The 18,825-nt window shown below is 70.7% G+C and carries 12 protein-coding genes; 7 read left to right on the top strand and 5 right to left on the bottom strand.

Annotated features, from left to right (window positions below):
- Window positions 1-3: 3 nt before the first annotated feature.
- Complete coding sequence (locus tag ACWCP2_RS01030; protein WP_450906460.1) at window positions 4-612, bottom strand: nucleotide exchange factor GrpE; 609 nt, start codon at window positions 610-612, stop codon at window positions 4-6.
- An 8-nt stretch (window positions 613-620) separates the two neighbouring features.
- Window positions 621-2,522, bottom strand: a complete 1,902-nt coding sequence (dnaK, locus tag ACWCP2_RS01025; RefSeq protein WP_450906459.1) for a molecular chaperone DnaK — start codon at window positions 2,520-2,522, stop codon at window positions 621-623.
- Between the two features lie 545 nt (window positions 2,523-3,067).
- Between dnaK and ACWCP2_RS01020 the strand changes: the two genes are divergently transcribed.
- Entirely contained in the window at window positions 3,068-4,714 is a 1,647-nt protein-coding gene (locus ACWCP2_RS01020; RefSeq protein ID WP_450906458.1) for a PucR family transcriptional regulator, read from the top strand.
- A 17-nt stretch (window positions 4,715-4,731) separates the two neighbouring features.
- Here ACWCP2_RS01020 and uvrA read toward each other — a convergent pair whose 3' ends face one another.
- Together uvrA and ACWCP2_RS01010 are read right to left on the bottom strand one after the other, a co-directional pair.
- The gene (uvrA, locus tag ACWCP2_RS01015) at window positions 4,732-7,200 is read right to left on the bottom strand and encodes an excinuclease ABC subunit UvrA (RefSeq protein ID WP_450906457.1); all 2,469 of its coding nucleotides are present in this window, start codon (window positions 7,198-7,200) and stop codon (window positions 4,732-4,734) included.
- An 848-nt stretch (window positions 7,201-8,048) separates the two neighbouring features.
- The gene (locus tag ACWCP2_RS01010; RefSeq protein ID WP_450906456.1) at window positions 8,049-9,068 is read right to left on the bottom strand and encodes a LacI family DNA-binding transcriptional regulator; all 1,020 of its coding nucleotides are present in this window, start codon (window positions 9,066-9,068) and stop codon (window positions 8,049-8,051) included.
- Window positions 9,069-9,271: 203 nt separating this feature from the next.
- Between ACWCP2_RS01010 and rhaI the strand changes: the two genes are divergently transcribed.
- From rhaI to ACWCP2_RS00980, 6 genes are all read left to right on the top strand, one after another.
- On the top strand, window positions 9,272-10,432 hold the full coding sequence (gene rhaI, locus ACWCP2_RS01005; protein WP_450906455.1) for an L-rhamnose isomerase: 1,161 nt from the start codon (window positions 9,272-9,274) through the stop codon (window positions 10,430-10,432).
- Between the two features lie 61 nt (window positions 10,433-10,493).
- On the top strand, window positions 10,494-12,533 hold the full coding sequence (locus ACWCP2_RS01000; protein WP_450906454.1) for a bifunctional aldolase/short-chain dehydrogenase: 2,040 nt from the start codon (window positions 10,494-10,496) through the stop codon (window positions 12,531-12,533).
- Complete coding sequence (locus ACWCP2_RS00995; RefSeq protein ID WP_450906453.1) at window positions 12,530-14,002, top strand: rhamnulokinase; 1,473 nt, start codon at window positions 12,530-12,532, stop codon at window positions 14,000-14,002. Before ACWCP2_RS01000 ends, ACWCP2_RS00995 begins: the two co-directional genes overlap by 4 nt.
- A 74-nt stretch (window positions 14,003-14,076) precedes the next feature.
- Window positions 14,077-14,832: a (Fe-S)-binding protein gene (locus ACWCP2_RS00990; protein WP_450906452.1), complete on the top strand. Its 756-nt coding sequence runs from the start codon at window positions 14,077-14,079 to the stop codon at window positions 14,830-14,832.
- Window positions 14,829-16,307, top strand: coding sequence for a lactate utilization protein B (locus ACWCP2_RS00985; protein WP_450906451.1), 1,479 nt, complete (start codon window positions 14,829-14,831; stop codon window positions 16,305-16,307). Before ACWCP2_RS00990 ends, ACWCP2_RS00985 begins: the two co-directional genes overlap by 4 nt.
- Window positions 16,304-16,951, top strand: coding sequence for a LutC/YkgG family protein (locus ACWCP2_RS00980; protein WP_450906450.1), 648 nt, complete (start codon window positions 16,304-16,306; stop codon window positions 16,949-16,951). Before ACWCP2_RS00985 ends, ACWCP2_RS00980 begins: the two co-directional genes overlap by 4 nt.
- 579 nt (window positions 16,952-17,530) lie before the next feature.
- On the opposite strand, the gene ACWCP2_RS00975 is transcribed toward ACWCP2_RS00980, so the two are convergent.
- Complete coding sequence (locus ACWCP2_RS00975; protein WP_450906449.1) at window positions 17,531-18,625, bottom strand: hypothetical protein; 1,095 nt, start codon at window positions 18,623-18,625, stop codon at window positions 17,531-17,533.
- Window positions 18,626-18,825 lie beyond the last annotated feature (200 nt).

Raw genomic sequence — 18,825 nt, 5'->3', positions numbered from 1 at the left:
CGGTCACTCCCGCTTCGCGACGGTGACGGCGGCGGGCCTGAGCTGCCGCTCGCCGTCCCCGTAGCCGGGGCGCAGTACCTCGACGACCGTGCCCGGTGGGGCATCGGGGGCCTGGACGACGGCGACGACCTCGTGCCGGGCCGGGTCGAAGGGGACGCCGGTCTCCGCGTGCCGCGGGTAGCCGAGCAGTTCGAGGACGTTCACCGCTTGGTCGCGTACGGCCCGGATGCCCTCCACGATCGCGCCCGGATCGGCGCCCGCGTGGGTCAGGGCGAGTTCGAGGTTGTCGAGGACGGGCAGGAAGGCGGCCGCCGTGCGGGACCGCTCCACCGCCCGTTCGCGCTCGAGTTCCCTGGCGTGACGCTTGCGAAGGTTGTCGAGGTCGGCGAGTGCACGCCGCCAGCGGTCCTCCAGTTCCCGGATCGCGGTCGTGTACTCGTCCTCGGCGAGCGCGGGGCCGGCGGCATCGGGTCCCGGCTCGCCGTTCGCCGCTCCGGGCCGGGGCGGGCCCGGTTGGGGCAGATCCCCGCGAGGCGGGGGTCCGGCGCCTTCGGGGACCGGGTCGACCGGATCCGGCGCGGCCCGGACGGGTTCCTGGGGGTAGACGGGCATGGCGCGCCTCAACCCTTGTCGAACTCGGCGTCGATGACATCATCGTCACCGCCACCGCCACTCGTGGGACCGCCGGTGGCGGCGTCCTGGGCGGGACCTCCGCCCGTGGTGGCGGCGCCCTGGTGGGCCGCCAGCCCGGCGAGCACCTGCTGGAGTTCGGAGGTCAGGGGGCGCACGCGTTCCACGCCCGCCTCTTCCTTGACCGCCGCCCGGGCGTCCGACACGAGCATCTCGCCGCGTGCCTTCTCGTGCGCGGGCGCTGCGTCGCCCAGTTCGGCGAGACGCTTCTCGACCTGGTACGCGACGGCGTCGAGTTCGTTGCGGGCGTCGACGGCCTCGCGGAGTGCCTTGTCCTGGCCCTGGTTGCTTTCGGCCTCCTGGACCATCCGTTCGACCTCGCTGCGGTCCAGGTTGGAGCTCTCGCTGATGGTGATGCCCTGTTCCTTGCCGGTGTCCCGGTCACGGGCCTTGACCTCGAGGATGCCGTTGGCGTCGATGTCGAAGGTGACCTCGATCTGTGCTTCGCCCCGCGGCGCCGGCCGGATGTCGGTGAGCTGGAACCGGCCCAGCACCCGGTTGTCGGCGGCCCGCTCGCGCTCGCCCTGGAGGACCACCACGTCGACGGCCGGCTGGCTGTCCTCGGCGGTGGAGAAGGTCTCGCTGCGGCGCACCGGGATGGTGGTGTTCCGCTCGATGATCTTCGTCATCACTCCGCCGCGCGTCTCCACGCCCAGCGACAAGGGGGTCACGTCGAGCAGCAGGACGTCCTTGACCTCGCCCTTGAGCACCCCTGCCTGGATCGCGGCACCAAGGGCCACGACCTCATCGGGGTTGACGCTCATGTTGGGTTCCTTGCCGCCGGTCAGCCGGCGGACCAGGGTCTGGACAGCGGGGATGCGGGTGGATCCGCCGACGAGGATGACCTCGTCGATGTCGCTCTCGCCGACCTTGGCATCGGCGATGGCCTGCTGGACCGGTCCCAGGCAGCGCTCCACCAGGTCGCCGGTGATCTGCTCGAACGTGGACCGCATGATCGAGTCGGTGAGGTGCTTGGGCCCGGAGGCGTCGGCGGTGATGAACGGCAGGCTGACCTGCGTCTGCGTCACCGAACTCAGCTCGGTCTTGGCCTTCTCCGCCGCCTCGAACAAGCGTTGCAGCGCCTGCGCGTCCTGACGCAGGTCGATGCCGTTCTCCTTCTGGAAGTCGTCCGCGAGGTGATCCACCAGACGCCGGTCGAAGTCGTCGCCGCCCAGGTGGCTGTCGCCCGCGGTGGAGCGCACCTCCACCACGCCGTCGCCGACGTCGAGGATGCTCACGTCGAAGGTGCCACCGCCCAGGTCGAAGACGAGGACGGTCTCGTGCTCCTTCTTGTCCACGCCGTACGCGAGGGCGGCCGCCGTCGGCTCGTTGATGATCCGCAGCACCTCCAGTCCCGCGATCCGGCCTGCGTCCTTGGTGGCGGTGCGCTGGGCGTCGTTGAAGTAGGCGGGCACCGTGATGACCGCCTCCGTGACACGCTCCCCGAGCTGCTTGGAGGCGTCGTCGGTGAGTTTGCGCAGCACCTGTGCGCTGATCTCCTCGGGCGCGTACAGCTTGTCGCGCACCTTGAAGCGGGCCGCCCCGGCGTCACCCTCGACGACGTCGTACGCCACCGCCCTGGCCTCGTCGGAGATCTCGTCGAAATGCCGGCCTATGAACCGCTTGGCCGAGTAGATGGTGCCCTTGGGATTGAGGATCGCCTGGCGCCGGGCCAGCTGGCCCACCAGACGTTCCCCGGTATCGGTGAAGCCCACCACGGACGGTGTCGTGCGGTTGCCCTCGCTGTTCGGCACGACGGACGGCTCTCCGCTCTCCCACACGGCGATCACCGAGTTCGTGGTGCCCAGGTCGATGCCCACTGCCTTGGCCATGAGGAACTCCTCCCGGTACGGCGCCTGCGCCGACTGTCCGGATCACGTTCGTTCAGGTACGGGTGGGACCTCTGCCAGTGGTCTGCAGCCCGCCGATCAGCCCTGCGGCCTCGTCGGATACCTCCTCGACGAGGCAGGACACCGGGGCCCTCGCCACGGAAAACCCGTGGCCCTCACCAGGGTGGCGGGCCCCATGGCTCCACGCCTGCGCCTGGCGAGTCAGAAAGGCACGGGTCCGGTCGCCCCACGAGTACGAGAGGAAGAAGACGAACATCTCGTACGAGACGACCCGGCCAAGCACCACCCCTCGGCTGTAGGCTCGAAGGGAACGGAGTGATCCCATGGCCAGCAGCCGGCCGCACGACTTGTACCTCCGCCGCTGCGACCGGGAGAGCAGCCTTCCGCGGGGCAGCGGCGGGCGGCTCCTCATGGCCGCGCGGAGAGGGTCTCTCCCACCCCGCGGCAGCGGGTGGCGCCCCACGGCCTCGCGGCGAGGGCCCCGCCCACCCCCTCCGCCCCCGGCCGACCATGCTTCCCACGATCTGATGGTGCTCTCCAGGGCCCTGTTCGGTTCCCTGGACGAAGGCGAGATCCTGAGCCTGGCCATGGACCACATAGCCGCCGCAGGGCCGTACAGCGTCGAGGCCGGATACCTCGACGTGGACGGCGCCCTGGTCCCCAGCCAGAGGAACGGGCTGGTTCATGCCGTGGCCGTGGACCGGAGGGTGCGGGAGCTGGCCGGGGAGGACGGGATCGTGAGCGTGCCCGGTCGGCCCCGGGGCCGGGCCCTGGGGCTGCGCGGGCTCGAGAGGCTCCATGGCTACCTCGTGGTGACGTGCCTCTCCCGGCCCACCGAGGCCGATCGCTTCCTGCTCGCCACGCTGGTCCGGCACACCGCCGCCGCACTGTCGCTCGCCTTCGCACACCGCCGCCAGCGCGAGGACGCGCTGGAGCTGCACCGGCTGAGGGAAGAGCGGACAGCCCTCCAGGGACAGCTGATCTCCGTCGCGGCGGAGATGGGGTACCAGCGGTCCGTTCACGCGCTCATGGCCGACGTCGCCGCCTCGGGCGGCGGCGAGGAAGCCATCACCCGCGTCCTGTACGGGCTCACCGGACTCCCCGCGCTGGTCGAGGACCGCTTCGGTCGGCTGAGGTCCTGGACCGGTCCCGATCGCCCCGACCCCTATCCTGAACCGGACCCCGTGCGCCAGGACGAAATGCTGTACGCCGTCGGCCGTCAGGGCCGGCCGGTGCGGGTGAAGGACCGGCTGGTCACCCTGGTCCGGCCGCACGGCGAGATCCTGGGCGTGCTGGCCCTGGTCGACGTCCGGGGCGAGGCCGACGAGCACACCCTGCGCGCGCTGGAGGATGGCGCCGCGTCACTCGCCCCGGAGCTGGCGCACCTGCGCAATCTGGCCGAAGTGGAGTCGAAGCTGCACCGCGAGCTGGCCGACGACCTCCTGGCAGGAACGGACGAGGCGAGCGCCTACGCCCGGTCCGAGGCAGTCGGACACGACCTGCACCGCCGCCACTACGTCGTCGTGGTGCAATGGTCGAACCGGACCTCGGACGGTTCCTTCGCGCAGACCGTGGGCCGGGCGGCCTCTGCCGTGGGCATGCACGCGCTGCTGACCCGGCGCGGCGACCACGTGGTCCTGGTCGCCGACGACAGGCCGCACGCCCGCGCACTGTACGAGGCGCTCGTCCGGGAGACCGGGACACGGTCCGGGACCATCGGGGTGAGCGCCCCTTGCGACTCCCTGGACGACATCCCCCACCGCTACCAGGAGGCGCAGCGCGCCCTGGAAGTGCGCCGCCACTCCCGCGGCGAGCACTACGGCACGACGTTCTTCGACGAACTGGGCCTGTACCGCATCCTGGGACCCGGCAACGACTACCGGGAACTGGAGACGTTCGTCCACGAGTGGCTCGGACAGCTGATCGACTACGACGCCCGGCACCACACGGCCATGGTGGAGACGCTGTCCCAGTACTTCGACTGCGGAGGCAACTACGACGAGACCGCCGAATCCCTCGCGATTCACCGCAGCACGCTGCGCTACCGGCTCCAGCGCATCCGAAACATCAGCGGCAACGACCTCGCGAACGTCGAGGACCGGCTCAACCTCCAGGTGGCGACCCGAGTGTGGAAGATCGTGCTGGGCGAACAAGCAGGAGACCGGCGCCCTTGAGCGATGCGGCAGATTAATCACCCGCGCGCGAGCCGGGCCGCGAGGTAAGGCGCGGTGGCGCTGCGGCGGGCTTTCGCCACCTTGGCCGGCGGGCCTGCCGCGACCACCCGCCCGCCCACGTCGCCGCCGCCCGGCCCCAGGTCGATGACCCAGTCGGCGGTGGCGATCGTGTCCAGGTCGTGCTCGACGAGGACGACCGTATTGCCGGCGTCGACGAGCCGGTGCAACTGCCGCAGCAGCAGCGCGACGTCCGAGGGGTGCAGCCCCGCCGTCGGTTCGTCGAGCAGGTAGAGCGCGTGGCCGCGGCGGGCCCGCTGCAGTTCGGTGGCCAGTTTGATGCGTTGCGCCTCACCACCGCTGAGCTCCGTCGCGGGCTGCCCCAGCCGCAGGTACCCCAGTCCCACCTCGCGCAACGTCTCCAGACTGCGGGAGGCGGCCGGGACGGCGGACAGGAACTCGGCGGCTGCGTCGACGGACAACCCCAGCACGTCCGCGATGTTCTTGCCGCGGTAGGTGACTTCCAGCGTTTCGGCGTCGTACCGGGCGCCCAGGCAGGTCGGGCACGCTGCGTAGGTGCCGGGCAGGAAGAGGAGCTCCACCGTCACGAATCCTTCGCCCTGGCAGGTCTCGCACCGTCCTTCGGGCACGTTGAAGGAGAACCGCCCGGCCGAGTAACCGCGCGCCTTGGCCTCGTCCGTCGACGCGTACAGCTTGCGCACCGCGTCGAACATGCCCGTGTACGTGGCCAGGTTTGAACGGGGAGTGCGGCCGATGGGCCGCTGGTCGACCCGGACCAGCCGGTCGAACGACTCGACCCCCGACGCGTCCTGGACGTCAACCACCAGCTGCGCCTCATCGAGGTCCTCGGGTGCGAGTCCGAGGTGGCGGCGGACGACCTCGGCGAGCACCTGCGTCACCAGTGTCGACTTTCCGGAACCGGACACGCCCGTCACCGCCGTCAGTACGCACAGAGGTACGTCGACGGACACGTCGCGGAGATTATGGCGGGAGACGCCTTTCAGGTGCAGCCAGCCCTGGGGTGTGCGCGGGCGGTGATCGAGCGGTTCGGCGCGCCCGAACAGGTACTGGCTCGTGGCCGACTCCGCCACCCGCTCCAGACCGGCGACCGGACCGCTGTACAGCACGCGACCGCCGCCCTCGCCCGCGCCGGGGCCGATGTCGACCACCCAGTCCGCCCGCCGTACGACGTCCATGTCGTGCTCCACGACGAACAGCGAGTTGCCCGCCGCCTTGAGGCGCTCCAGCACGTCCAGCAACGGTTCCGCATCCGCCGGGTGCAGGCCCGCGGAGGGTTCGTCGAGGACGTAGACGACGCCGAACAGCCCCGAGCGCAGCTGGGTGGCGATCCGCAGGCGCTGCGCCTCGCCGGGCGACAGGGTCGTCGAGCGGCGCCCGAGGCTGAGATATCCGAGGCCCAGGTCGAGCAGCACGTCGACCCGCGCGACCAGATCGCCGCAGATCCGAACCGCGACCTCGGTCGTCTCCCCGGATCGGGCGGTCGACGTGGTGGCGTCGGCCTCGGACCGCCCCGCGACGGGCCGCAGCAGCCCCACGACCTCGGTCAGGGGCATCGCGTTGATCTCGGCGATGGACCGCCCGGCGAAGGTCACGGCGAGCGCCTCGGGCCGCAGTCCGCTGCCGTGGCACTCGGGGCAGGGCACACTCCTGACGAACCGGAGCGCCCGTTCCCGCATCTTCTCGCTCTTGGAGTCGGCAAGGACGTGCATGACGTGTTTGCGGGCGCTCCAGAACTTGCCCTGATAGCCGTAATCGACGCGGTCCTCCTCCGGCTCGACGTACACGGAAGGCTGCTCGTCCGTGTACAGCAGCCAGTTCCGGTCCTTCTTCTTGAGCCTGCGCCACGGTCGGTCGATGTCGATCCCCAGGCCGCTCACGACACTGCGCAGGTTGGCTCCCTGCCAAGCGCCCGGCCAGGCGGCGATCGCCCCCTCGCGGATGCTCAGCGAGGGGTCCGGGACGAGCAGGTCCTCGGCGACGTCGTGCACGACGCCCAGTCCGTGGCATTCGGGGCAGGCGCCGGCCGTGGTGTTGGGTGAGAACGACTCGGCTTCCAGCCGTGCGGCCCGGGGCGGATAGGTGCCGGCGCGGGAGTACAGCATGCGCAACAGATTGGACAGCGTGGTGAGGGTCCCGACCGTCGAGCGCGAGCTGGGCGACCCGCGCCGCTGCTGCAGGGCCACGGCAGGTGGCAGCCCGGTGATTTCCTCCACGTGCGGTGCACCGACCTGTTGCAGCAGTCTTCGGGCGTACGGTGCCACGGACTCGAAATAGCGCCGCTGGGCCTCCGCGTAGAGCGTGCCGAACGCGAGCGAGGACTTGCCCGAGCCGGAGACGCCGGTGAAGGCGACCATCGCGTCCCGCGGAACGTCGACGTCGATGTTCCGCAGGTTGTTCTCACTGGCGCCCCGGACATGCACGAAGGGGTCGGTCGCGTCCGTGTTCACCGTTCCTGATTACCCGATCGCGCCGGGAACCGCGCGACGGGCGCCGTCACGAGGCCCCGCTCATACGAGCGTCCGGGTCGTTGGGTCCATTCCAATGGACCCAACAGCCGCGTGCGGACCTGACCGGCCCCGCCACCGCGCCCGGCGGTGGGGCGGTTGTCGGCGCCAGACGAGTAGAAGGTCATGGCATCCCGGTGAATCCTGCGGGGGCTGCGCTCGCGGGCTGGCCTCCCCTCCTCGCCCTCGCACGCACGACCGGGGTCCCCCTCGGCCACAGGACCGCCGTCGGCAGCGACCTCTGCACCCGGCGTCCCGCCATCCCCCTTGATGGGGCGAGCACGAGTACCCGACGCGAGGCCGCCGACACGAACCCTCCGGGCGGGTCCGCCGACCGTAGGGCAGGGCAGGGCGGAGCGGGCGGGGCGCGCAGCGCGCACGAAGCTATCGGGCCACGCGCAGCGTCGGCCCGGCGACCTGATCGCAAGCGCCCGGTCCGCGGACCGGTCCGGGCGTACGCACCTCCGCCGGCGCATGCACGGCAACGGGAGCCTCGCAGCACAAGCGATACGAGAGAGCCTCGGCGTCCTGACCAGGAATGCCGGGGGAACGTCGCCTCTTACTGACGGGCAATCCGTCACGCATGGGTAGTCCTCACCGAAGGGCTGTGAGTAACCAATAGGGCAGTCGGTCAGCTCTCCTGGACCAGTCACGGACCAGAACCCGCACACGCGGGGCCTTCGCGTCCGGCTCGGCGGAGAACGGGCCGATGCCGGGCAGGTCTCGCGATGCCACCGGGCAGCGAACCCTCACCGTCGACTGGCCCCCCTCTCTGCCCTCCCGGTTCCGTTTCACCGTGAGGGCAGAGAGGAGCTGCGCACCACCAGTTCCGGCTGCAGCACGATGTGCCGGTGCTCGTGTGCGGCCCCGGCCTCCCCCGTCTCCTCGAGGAGCATCTCGGCCGCCAGCGTGCCCATCGTGACGGCCGGCTGCCGCACGGACGTCAGCGGGACCGCTGCCGCCGCGGCGAATTCGATGTCGTCGTAGCCGACGATGGCCACGTCGTCGGGGACCCGCACGCCGGCGGCGTACATGGTCTGGAGGAATCCGAGGGCCAGCAGGTCGTTGGCGCAGAAGACCGCGGTCGGCCGGTCGGACAGGCCCAGGAAGCGCGCTCCCGCGTCCCGGCCCGCGGCCACGTCGAGGGTTCCGGCCGGCAGCTCGAACAGCGCCGACCGCGCCAGGCCCGCTTCGGTCAGCGCGTTCCATGCCCCGGTGCGCCGGTCCCTGACCTGGCTGAGCTCCTCGGGCCCGGACACGTAGCCGATGGAACGATGCCCGGCATCGATGAGGTGACGCACGGCCAGGGCCCCGCCGACCACGTCGTCGACCGAGACCGAACACTGGTCGGAGCCCTCGGCGACCCGGTCGACGACGATGAAGGCAATGCCGTGCCGCCGGAACGCCTCGAGGTTGCGGCCGCTGGCGTCGGCGGGTGTGAGGAGCACGCCCCGCACCCGCTGCTCCGCGAAGAGCGCGAGGTACTCGGCCTCCTCGGCGGCGCTCTGCCCGCTGTTGCACACCATGACGCCCAGCCCCGCCCGGCGCGCGGCCCGTTCAGCACCCTTCGCGATGTCGACGAAGAAGGGGTTGGCCATGTCCAGGACGAGCAGCCCCAGGATGCGGCTGTGGCCGGCACGTAGCTGGCGTGCCGACTCGCTGCGTACGTAGCCGAGCCGGTCGATCGCGGATTGCACCCGGAGCCTGGTGGTCTCGGAGACCGAGTCGGGGCGGTTGATCACGTTCGAGACGGTTCCCACGGACACGCCGGCAGCACGGGCGACGTCTTTGATCCCCACCGATGGGGCCATGGGCCCAGACCTCCAGGCAGTACGGGCTGACAACGAACATCCAGGCTACTGGATGAATCGTTTTAAGTTCACCGCCCACATCGGCGGCACCTCGGCCGCCACTGTGCGAGAAGGACAGGCTTGACAGGCAGCTGGCCAAGCTCTTAGCTTCCGAGCAAGAAATTGAATCGTTTCATTTCATCTTCATGCCGCAGGAGCGCCCAGTGACCGACCGAGCCGCCGTGAAGGCTGCCCTGAAGACCCAGGCCATCGAGACGCCGTCGTGGGCGTACGGCAATTCCGGTACCCGCTTCAAGGTCTTCCCCCAGCCCGGGGTGCCCCGCACGCCGCAGGAGAAGCTCGACGACGCCGCCAAGGTCCACGAGCTCACCGGGGCCGCGCCGAGCGTCGCCCTGCACATCCCCTGGGATCGCGTGGACGACTACGGGGCTCTCGCCGCGGACGCGGCCCAGCGCGGACTGCGTCTGGGCGCGATCAACGCGAACGTCTTCCAGGACGACGACTACAGGCTGGGCAGCGTCTGCCACCCCGATCCGAAGGTCCGGAAGAAGGCGGTCGGTCACCTCCTGGAGTGCGTGGACATCCTGGACGCCACCGGGTCCAGGGACTTGAAGCTGTGGTTCGCGGACGGCACCAACTACCCCGGCCAGGACGACATCCGCGCACGCCAGGACCGTCTGGCCGAGGCCCTTGCCGAGGTCTACGGCCGGCTGGGCGAGGACCAGCGGATGCTTCTGGAGTACAAGTTCTTCGAGCCCGCCTTCTACGCCACGGACGTACCGGACTGGGGCACGGCCTACGCGCACTGCCTGAAGCTGGGCGAGCGGGCGCAGGTCGTCGTGGACACCGGGCACCACGCGCCTGGTACCAACATCGAGTTCATCGTCGCGACGCTGCTGCGCGAGGGGAAGCTCGGCGCGTTCGACTTCAACTCGCGGTTCTACGCCGACGACGACCTGATGGCGGGCGCCGCGGACCCCTTCCAGCTCTTCCGGATCATGTACGAGGTGATCCGCGGCGGCGGCTTCACGCCGGACGTGGCGTTCATGCTCGACCAGTGCCACAACATCGAGGCGAAGATCCCCGCGATCATCCGCTCGGTGATGAACGTGCAGGAGGCGACCGCGAAGGCCCTGCTCGTCGACCGGGACGCGCTGGCCGCGGTCCAGCGCTCCGGTGATGTCCTGGCCGCGAACGCGGTCCTCATGGACGCCTTCAACACCGATGTGCGGCCCCTGCTCGCCGAGGTCCGGGAAGAGCTGGGCCTGGACGCCGACCCCGTCGGCGCTTACCACCGCTCCGGCTGGGCGCAGAAGACCGCCGCCGAGCGAGTCGGCGGCGCGCAGGCGGGCTGGGGTGCTTGAGCCCCGCCACCGCCCATATCCCCACTCCACCCCCATCACGGACCTGAGGACACGTAGCGACATGACTCTGCACCCCGAAGCCGCCGCTCTGCTGGAGCGCTCCCACCAGCTCGGCGCGGACGCGCGCAACACCAACTACGCCGGCGGCAACACCTCCGCGAAGGGCACCTCCACCGACCCCGTCACCGGCGGCGACATCGAGCTGATGTGGGTCAAGGGCTCGGGGGGCGACCTCGGCACCCTCACGGAGGACGGTCTCGCCATCCTGCGCCTCGACCGGCTGCGCGCCCTCGTGGACGTCTACCCCCGTGTGGGGCGCGAGGACGAGATGGTGGCCGCCTTCGACTACTGCCTCCACGGCAAGGGCGGGGCCGCGCCGTCCATCGACACGGCCATGCACGGCCTGGTGGACGCCGCGCACGTCGACCACCTCCACCCGGATTCGGGCATCGCCCTGGCCTGCGCGGCGGACGGCGAGAAGCTGACCGCCGAGTGCTTCGGCGACACGGTGGTGTGGGTGCCCTGGCGGCGGCCCGGTTTCCAGCTCGGCCTGGACATCGCCGCCGTCAAGGAGGCGAACCCGCAGGCCATCGGCTGCGTTCTCGGCGGCCACGGCATATCCGCCTGGGGCGACTCCAGTGAGGAGTGCCGGCGCAACTCGCTGCACATCATCCGTACCGCCGAGCAGTTCCTCGGCGAGCGTGGCCGGCCGGAGCCGTTCGGGCCGGTCGTGAGCGGATACGAGCCGCTGCCGGAGGAGGACCGCCGGGCCCGGGCCGCCGCCCTGGCTCCGCACGTCCGGGCCATCGCGTCCCAGGACCGGGCGCAGGTCGGGCACTTCGACGACGGCGAGGCCGTACTCGACTTCGTCTCCCGTACCGAGCACCCGAGGCTGGCCGCGCTGGGCACCTCCTGCCCCGACCACTTCCTGCGCACCAAGGTGCGGCCCATGGTCCTCGACCTGCCGCCCACCGCACCCCTCGGCGAGGCCGTCGCCCGCCTGCGGGAACTGCACCTCGCCTACCGCGAGGAGTACACCGCCTACTACCGGCGCCACGCCACCACCGACTCCCCCGCCCTGCGCGGCGCGGATCCCGCGATCGTGCTGGTGCCAGGCGTCGGCATGTTCTCGTTCGGCAAGGACAAGCAGACCGCGCGCGTGGCGGGCGAGTTCTACGTCAACGCGATCAACGTGATGCGCGGCGCGGAGGCCGTGTCCAGCTACCTGCCGATCGACGAGGCCGAGAAGTTCCGGATCGAGTACTGGGAGCTGGAGGAGGCCAAGCTGCGGCGGATGCCCGCGCCCAAGCCGCTGGCCACTCGCGTCGCGCTCGTCACGGGCGCGGGCAGCGGCATCGGCAGGGCGATCGCCCACCGGCTGGCGGCGGAGGGGGCCTGCGTGGTGGTCGCCGACCTGAACGAGGACAACGCCGCGGCCGTCGCCGAAGAGCTCGGCGGCCCCGACCGGGCCGTGGCGGTCCGCGTCGACGTCACCTCGGAGGAGCAGATCACCGGCGCGTTCCGGGAAGCCGTGCTGGCCTTCGGCGGCGTCGACCTCGTCGTCAACAACGCGGGCATCTCCATCTCCAAGCCGCTCCTGGAGACCACCGCCAAGGACTGGGACCTCCAGCACGACATCATGGCCCGCGGCTCCTTCCTCGTCTCCCGCGAGGCCGCGCGGATCATGCGGGACCAGGGCCTGGGCGGCGACATCGTCTACATCGCGTCCAAGAACGCCGTCTTCGCCGGCCCGAACAACATCGCCTATTCCGCCACCAAGGCCGACCAGGCACACCAGGTCCGCCTGCTCGCCGCCGAGCTCGGAGAACACGGCATCCGCGTGAACGGGGTCAACCCCGACGGTGTCGTCCGGGGCTCGGGGATCTTCGCCGGCGGCTGGGGTGCCCAGCGGGCCGCCACGTACGGCATCGAGGAGGAGAAGCTCGGCGAGTTCTACGCCCAGCGCACCCTCCTCAAGCGCGAGGTGCTGCCCGAGCACGTCGCGAACGCGGTGCTCGTGCTCACCAGTGGCGACCTCAGCCACACCACCGGCCTGCACATCCCCGTCGACGCCGGCGTCGCCGCCGCGTTCCTGCGATGAGCACCGAGCCGCAGCCGTTCGCCGCGGTCGACCTCGGCGCGTCCAGCGGACGCGTCATGGTCGGCCGCGTCGGCCCCGGCACCCTGGAACTGGCCGAGGCCCACCGCTTCCCCAACCGGCCCGTGCGTGCCGGTGCCACGCTGCACTGGGACATCCTCAGCCTGTACGCGGGCGTCCTCGACGGACTGCGCGCGGCCGGAGCCACCACCGGCGGACGCCTCGCCTCGGTCGGGATCGATAGCTGGGCCGTGGACTACGGGCTGATCGACGACGACGGCGCCCTGCTCGGCAATCCCGTGCACTACCGGGACGCCCGCACCGAGCGAGCCCCCGAGAGGGTGTGGGCCGCTGCGTCGGCCGAGCGGCTGTACGCACAGACGGGCATTCAGCACGCGCCCTTCAACACGCTGTACCAACTGACGGCCGCCCGCGGCACGGCGCAGTTGGCCGCCGCCCGGCGACTCCTGCTGATCCCGGACCTGATCTCCTACTGGCTGACGGGCCAGGAGGGGACCGAGCTCACCAATGCCTCCACCACCCAGCTGCTCGACCCGCGCACGGGCAGCTGGTCGTACGCCGTCGCCGATGCCACGGACATCGACCTCAGCCTGTTCCCGCCCCTGCGGCGCCCCGGCGATCCCGCGGGCCTCCTGCTGCCCGAGGTCCTCGAAGCCGCGGGGCTGACCGGTCCTCTGCCGGTCACCACGGTCGCTTCGCACGACACCGCCTCGGCCGTCGTCGCCGTCCCCGCGGCGCGTGACGAGCGCTTCGCGTACATCTGCACCGGCACCTGGTCGTTGGTCGGTCTGGAGCTCGACTCTCCCGTCCTGACCGAGGCCGGACGCCGTGCGAACTTCACCAACGAACTGGGCATCGACGGGACCGTGCGCTACCTGCGCAACGTCATGGGGCTGTGGCTCCTGCAGGAGTGCATGCGGGAACGGGAATGGGAAGGCACCGGTCTCGTTCCGCTGCTGAAGGCCGCCGCGGAGGTTCCGGGCCTCGTGTCCGTGCTGGATGCCGCCGACCCCGCCTTCCTTGCCCCCGGCCGGATGCCGCAGCGCATTGCCGAGGCCTGCCGCAGGTCGGGCCAGCCGGTGCCGCGCACGCCCGCCGAGACGACCCGGTGCATCCTCGACTCCCTGGCGCTCGCCCACCGTGCGGCCGTCCAGGACGCGCAGCGCCTCGCCGATGTCGAGGTCGACGTCATCCACATCGTGGGCGGAGGAGCACGCAACGCCCTGCTGTGCCAGTTGACGGCTGACGCGTGCGGGCTGCCGGTGGTGGCCGGTCCGGCGGAGGCGGCGGCCCTCGGGAACGTGCTCGTACAAGCACGCGCCCAGGGTCTCGTCGGCGATCGCGCGGCCATGCGGGAGCTGTTGACGCGTTCCCAGCCTCTGACCCGCTACGAACCGGCCGGCGGTCGGGAGGCCTGGGCCGCCGCCGCCGAGCGGATCGCCTCTCCCTGACCGCCGCGGGCGGGCGCGGGTCGACGTGTCCCCCGCGCCCGCCCGCGGTCCAATCGTCGCTACGAAGGAGCACCATGCGCGTCGCCCTGTTCCTGACGTGTCTGAACGACATGTTGTACCCCGACACCGGCAAGGCGGTGGTGAAGCTCCTGACCCGGCTGGGCGTGGACGTCGACTTCCCCATGGCCCAGACCTGTTGCGGGCAGGCGCACTACAACACCGGCTACCGGCACGAGGCCGAACCGCTCACCGTGCGCTTCGCCCGCGTGTTCACCGGCTACGACGCGATCGTCACACCGTCCGGGTCGTGCGCCGCGATGGTGCGCGAGTTGTACCCGCGCATGGGCGAACGGGCGCGGGCCGAGGGCCGCGGGGAGACCCTGTCCGCCACCCTTGCCCCCGTGGTCCCCGCGACGTACGAGCTGACGGAGTTCCTCGTGGACGTGCTGGGGGTGACGGACGTCGGTGCGTACTACCCGCACACCGTTACCTACCACCCGACCTGTCACGGCCTGCGCAGCCTTGGCCTGGGAGAGCGTCCGTACCGGTTGCTGCGGGCCGTCAAGGGCCTGGAGCTGGTCGAGCTGCCGGGTGCGGACGAGTGCTGCGGCTTCGGCGGCACCTTCGCCGTGAAGAACGCCGACGTCTCGGCCGCGATGGGTGCCGACAAGATCCGCAACGCCGAGTCCACGGGCGCGGAAGCGCTCTGTGCGGCGGACAACTCGTGTCTGATGCATCTCGGCGGGACCATGTCCCGCCTGAAGGTGGACATGCGGTCGGTCCACATCGCGGAGATCCTCGCGAGCACGGAAGGGAGTTCCGCGCTGTGAGCGGGACCTTCGTAGGAATGCCGGCGTTCCCGAAAGCGGCCCGTGAGGCCGTCGGGGACGAGCGGCTGCGCGCCAACCTCCGGCACGCCACCCACACCATCCGCGACAAGCGGGCCCGCGCCGTCGGCGAACTGGAGGACTGGGCGGCCCTGCGGGAGGCGGGGAAGCAGATCAAGGACCACACGCTCCGTCACCTCGACCGCTACCTCGTCCAGTTGGAGGAAGCCCTCACGGCCGCCGGTTGCATCGTCCACTGGGCCGGCGACGCCACCGAGGCCAACCGGATCGTCGCCGACTTGGTGAAGGCCACCGGCGAGACCGAAGTCGTGAAGGTCAAGTCGATGGCCACCCAGGAGATCGGCCTCAACGAGGCTTTGGAGGCCGAGGGGATCCGGGCCTACGAGACCGACCTCGCCGAGCTCATCGTCCAGCTCGCCGACGACCGGCCCTCTCACATCCTGGTGCCGGCCATCCACCGCAACCGGGGCGAGATCCGCAACATCTTCCACGACACGATGGGGAAGTGGGGCCGTCCGGCACCGGAGGGCCTCACGGACGAACCGGCCGAGCTCGCGGAGGCGGCCAGACTGCACCTGCGGGAGAAGTTCCTGCGCGCGAAGGTCGCGATTTCGGGGGCGAACTTCATGGTCGCCGAGTCCGGCACCCTCGTCGTCGTCGAGTCGGAGGGCAACGGCCGGATGTGCCTGACGCTGCCCGAGACCCTCATCTCCGTCGTCGGCATCGAAAAGGTCGTGCCGACCTGGCGGGACCTGGAGGTCTTCCTCCAGACCCTGCCCCGCTCCTCGACCGCCGAGCGCATGAACCCGTACACGAGCACGTGGACCGGAACGGTCGACGGCGACGGGCCGACCGCCTTCCACCTGGTGCTGCTCGACAACGGCCGCACCGACACTCTCGCCGACGAGGTCGGCCGCCAGGCCCTGCGCTGCATCCGCTGCTCGGCCTGCCTCAACGTCTGCCCGGTGTACGAGCGCGCCGGCGGCCACGCCTACGGCTCCGTCTATCCCGGGCCCATCGGTGCGATCCTCAGCCCCCAACTGCGCGGCACCACATCCGAGATCGACGCCTCCCTGCCGTACGCTTCCTCGTTGTGCGGCGCCTGCTACGACGTGTGCCCGGTCGCCATCGACATCCCCGAGGTCCTGGTTCACTTGCGCGAGCGCGTCGCACAGGGTGGACCGACGGTAACCCGCGGCGAAAAGGTCGTTCTCAGGCCCGCCAAGGGACACATGGCGGAGCGAGCGGCGATGCGCGCGGCCCGCTGGGTGCTGGGCAGCCCGGGCGTCCTGCGCACCGGTCAGCGGTTCGCCGCCCGCACCCGGCGCCTCCATCCCCGTACGCTCCCGGGCCCAGGTCGGGCCTGGTCGGCGAGCCGGGACCTTCCCGCGATTCCCGCGGAACCCTTCCGCGACTGGTGGCAGCGTACGAACGGTGGAAAGGGAGAGGCGCAGTGAGCAGGAGAGAGATCGTTCTGGGCCGCATCCGGCGGGCGCTGGCCGATGTGCCCCCCGGCGACGACGCGTACGCGGATGCCGTCACCCGCGACTACCTGCGCGAGCACGGGACGCGCACCCTGGAGGAGAGCGCCGCGCTCCTCGCCGAGAACCTCAGCGAGTACCGGGCCGTGGTGCACCGCACCGATGCCGACGGTCTGCCGGCCCTGCTCGCCCGGCTGCTCACCGAGCGCGGTGCGACGAGCGTCCTGATTCCACCGGGGCTGCCGGCGCACTGGCTCCGGGCGAGCGAGGTCACCCGTGTCCATGATCGGGCTGCGAGCAGCGCCTACGAACTGGAGAAGGTCGACAGCGTCGTCACCGGATGCGCCGTAGCCATCGCTGAGACCGGCACCCTGGTCCTGGACGGCTCCCCCGACCAGGGGCGTCGTCGCATCACGCTGATGCCCGACCATCACATCTGCGTCGTCCGCGTCCCGGACCAGGTCGTCTCCTCCCTTCCCCAGGCCCTCGAACGGCTCGATCCGGACCGGCCGCTCACCTGGATCTCGGGTCCGTCCGCGACCAGCGACATCGAGCTGGACCGGGTCGAGGGGGTGCACGGGCCTCGCGTTCTGGAGGTGGTGCTGCTCGGCGGGAGCTGACACGCATAGTGCCTTCGTCAGGAACGGGTCTGGCAGCGGATGGCCGAGCAGATCGCCGCGGAGACGGCGGCGGCCGCATCGGCTGCGCAAGTCGCAGGCCACGCGGTCCTACTGGTCCCGCACCGTGGGGCCCGGCGTCGGAGGGGACGCGCTGCCGCCGGAATACCAGCGAATCATGGCCGTCGTGCGGGGTGCAGGCGGGCCGGTTTTGACCAAGCAGGTCGGCGAGGAGCTGGGGCTTCAGGCGGCGGTGCGGGCGCACTACCCCTCTCCTGCGCGCCCTGCTCGTCTGACCAGCCCTCGTAGTCAGTCGCTGACAGGCGATGAGGACCGCGGGCTGCCGCCCGCCACCAGCACGAGCGCGGCCACCGACCGCCACGCCGGCCCCGCCGACCAGCACGCTCGAAGATGGCCGATCGTCAAGGCAGTTACAGGTACTGGGCTGCAGTACTTCGCCGTCGCGCTGCTGCGCGCAGGCCGGTGGGACGGGTGGCGAGCTGGCGATGTGGCGCGTCCGGCGGCCCCGGCACGTCCGTGCCGGGGCCCCGGAGTGCCTGTTGGGTTCGGGGCTGTCTCAGATCAGGGGTTCCAGCCCCATACCTGGCTGCCGCCAGGGGCGGTGGGGCAGGACGTCATGCCCTGTGTGGTGGACAGGCGGCCCTTGGTCATCATGGTCGCGAACGAGGACCACATCATGTCGTGGCCCAGGCTGTAGTTGCAGACCAGGACACGCTTACGGAACTGGTCCCCAGCGTCCTTGAGCGGGCGGAAGTAGTTTTTCTGGATGCTCCTGTGGCTGTCGGTGGCGGTCAGGTTTCCGGACATGACGACCAGGCGGGCGTCAGGGTTCTGCCTCAACCACCACAGCAGGGTCTGGTCGGCCTGGACGCTGCCGCTGCTGGGGAGGTCGCAGCCACCAAAGTCCTTGTCCCAGCTGCCGGGGTCGAACAGGACGACATAGTCGATCTTCTTGGCCTGGGCGGTGTTGTTGGTGTTCTTGAGCTGGCGCAGGGCGTAGATCGGGCCGAGGCGGCCGAGGCTGTAGCCGGCGAGGCGGGTGATGTTCTTGCCCGCGAAGGCGGTGGCGTTGCCGTTGGGCACGCATTCGGTGCCGCTCGTCCACCGACCGTCGTAGGAGCCGTCCGCTGTCAGGACCCGGCCGAGGTTCAGCGTGCGGGCGGTGCCCGCACCCGCGCTGCCCAGCCCCGAGTAGTACGCGGTGTTCTGGGCGTAGTTGCCCGGCGTGGGCGTCGGGGTGGGAGGTGCGGCGTTGCAGGAGGGTACGCCGGGGGCAACCTGGTTGGCGCGCATCCCGTCGTCGACGTAGTGAGTGTTGAGCCAGCCGGAGTTGGGACGGCCGGCGGCGCTGGGACGGGTGACGTTGTCGGTCAGGTACCAGACCTGGTTCCCGTAGGAGCCAACCGCGTCGCCCATCAGGAAACACTTGGCCCGCACCTGCTCGCGCTGGTAGACGCCGAGGCCGGTGATGCGGGGCGTGTCGGAGGTGTGGGGGCTGTTGCGGAAGTAGACACCGTCGGGCAGGGACTCGCTGGTGTTCATCACGGTGAACACCGGACCGGCCGCGGCGCCGACGGGGGTGGCTCCGGTGATCAGTCCGCCGGCCAGCACGGATGCGGCGAAGGTGTAGGTGAGGGCTGTGCGCAGAGAAGGCAACAAGAGGTACCTCCGAGGGTGGAGAGGTGGATCCCCGTAGCTGCCCACCCTCTCCTACCTATTCGGCATTTAAACTGATTGATCATCACAAGCCCTGCTCTAGTGCAGAGTTGTGACATAGCATATGCCTGCGGGATGAGCCAGATTCATGCCTCGAAGGGGAACTCGTGTTACCGAGCGGCATCGGATGGTCAGCCCTT

The sequence above is a fragment of the Streptomyces sp. NPDC002104 genome (assembly GCF_053593795.1).
The sequence above is the reverse complement of the archived record's forward strand: the minus strand, read 5'-3'. Positions and strand labels throughout refer to the sequence as shown.

Excerpts from the sequence above, each read along its gene's own strand:
- ACWCP2_RS01030 (WP_450906460.1), bottom strand. The coding sequence starts at position 612 with ATGCCCGTCTACCCCCAGGAACCCGTCCGGGCCGCGCCGGATCCGGTC.
- dnaK (WP_450906459.1), bottom strand. The coding sequence starts at position 2,522 with ATGGCCAAGGCAGTGGGCATCGACCTGGGCACCACGAACTCGGTGATC.
- ACWCP2_RS01020 (WP_450906458.1), top strand. The coding sequence starts at position 3,068 with ATGGTGCTCTCCAGGGCCCTGTTCGGTTCCCTGGACGAAGGCGAGATC.
- ACWCP2_RS01010 (WP_450906456.1), bottom strand. The coding sequence starts at position 9,068 with ATGGCCCCATCGGTGGGGATCAAAGACGTCGCCCGTGCTGCCGGCGTG.
- ACWCP2_RS01000 (WP_450906454.1), top strand. The coding sequence starts at position 10,494 with ATGACTCTGCACCCCGAAGCCGCCGCTCTGCTGGAGCGCTCCCACCAG.
- ACWCP2_RS00995 (WP_450906453.1), top strand. The coding sequence starts at position 12,530 with ATGAGCACCGAGCCGCAGCCGTTCGCCGCGGTCGACCTCGGCGCGTCC.
- ACWCP2_RS00990 (WP_450906452.1), top strand. The coding sequence starts at position 14,077 with ATGCGCGTCGCCCTGTTCCTGACGTGTCTGAACGACATGTTGTACCCC.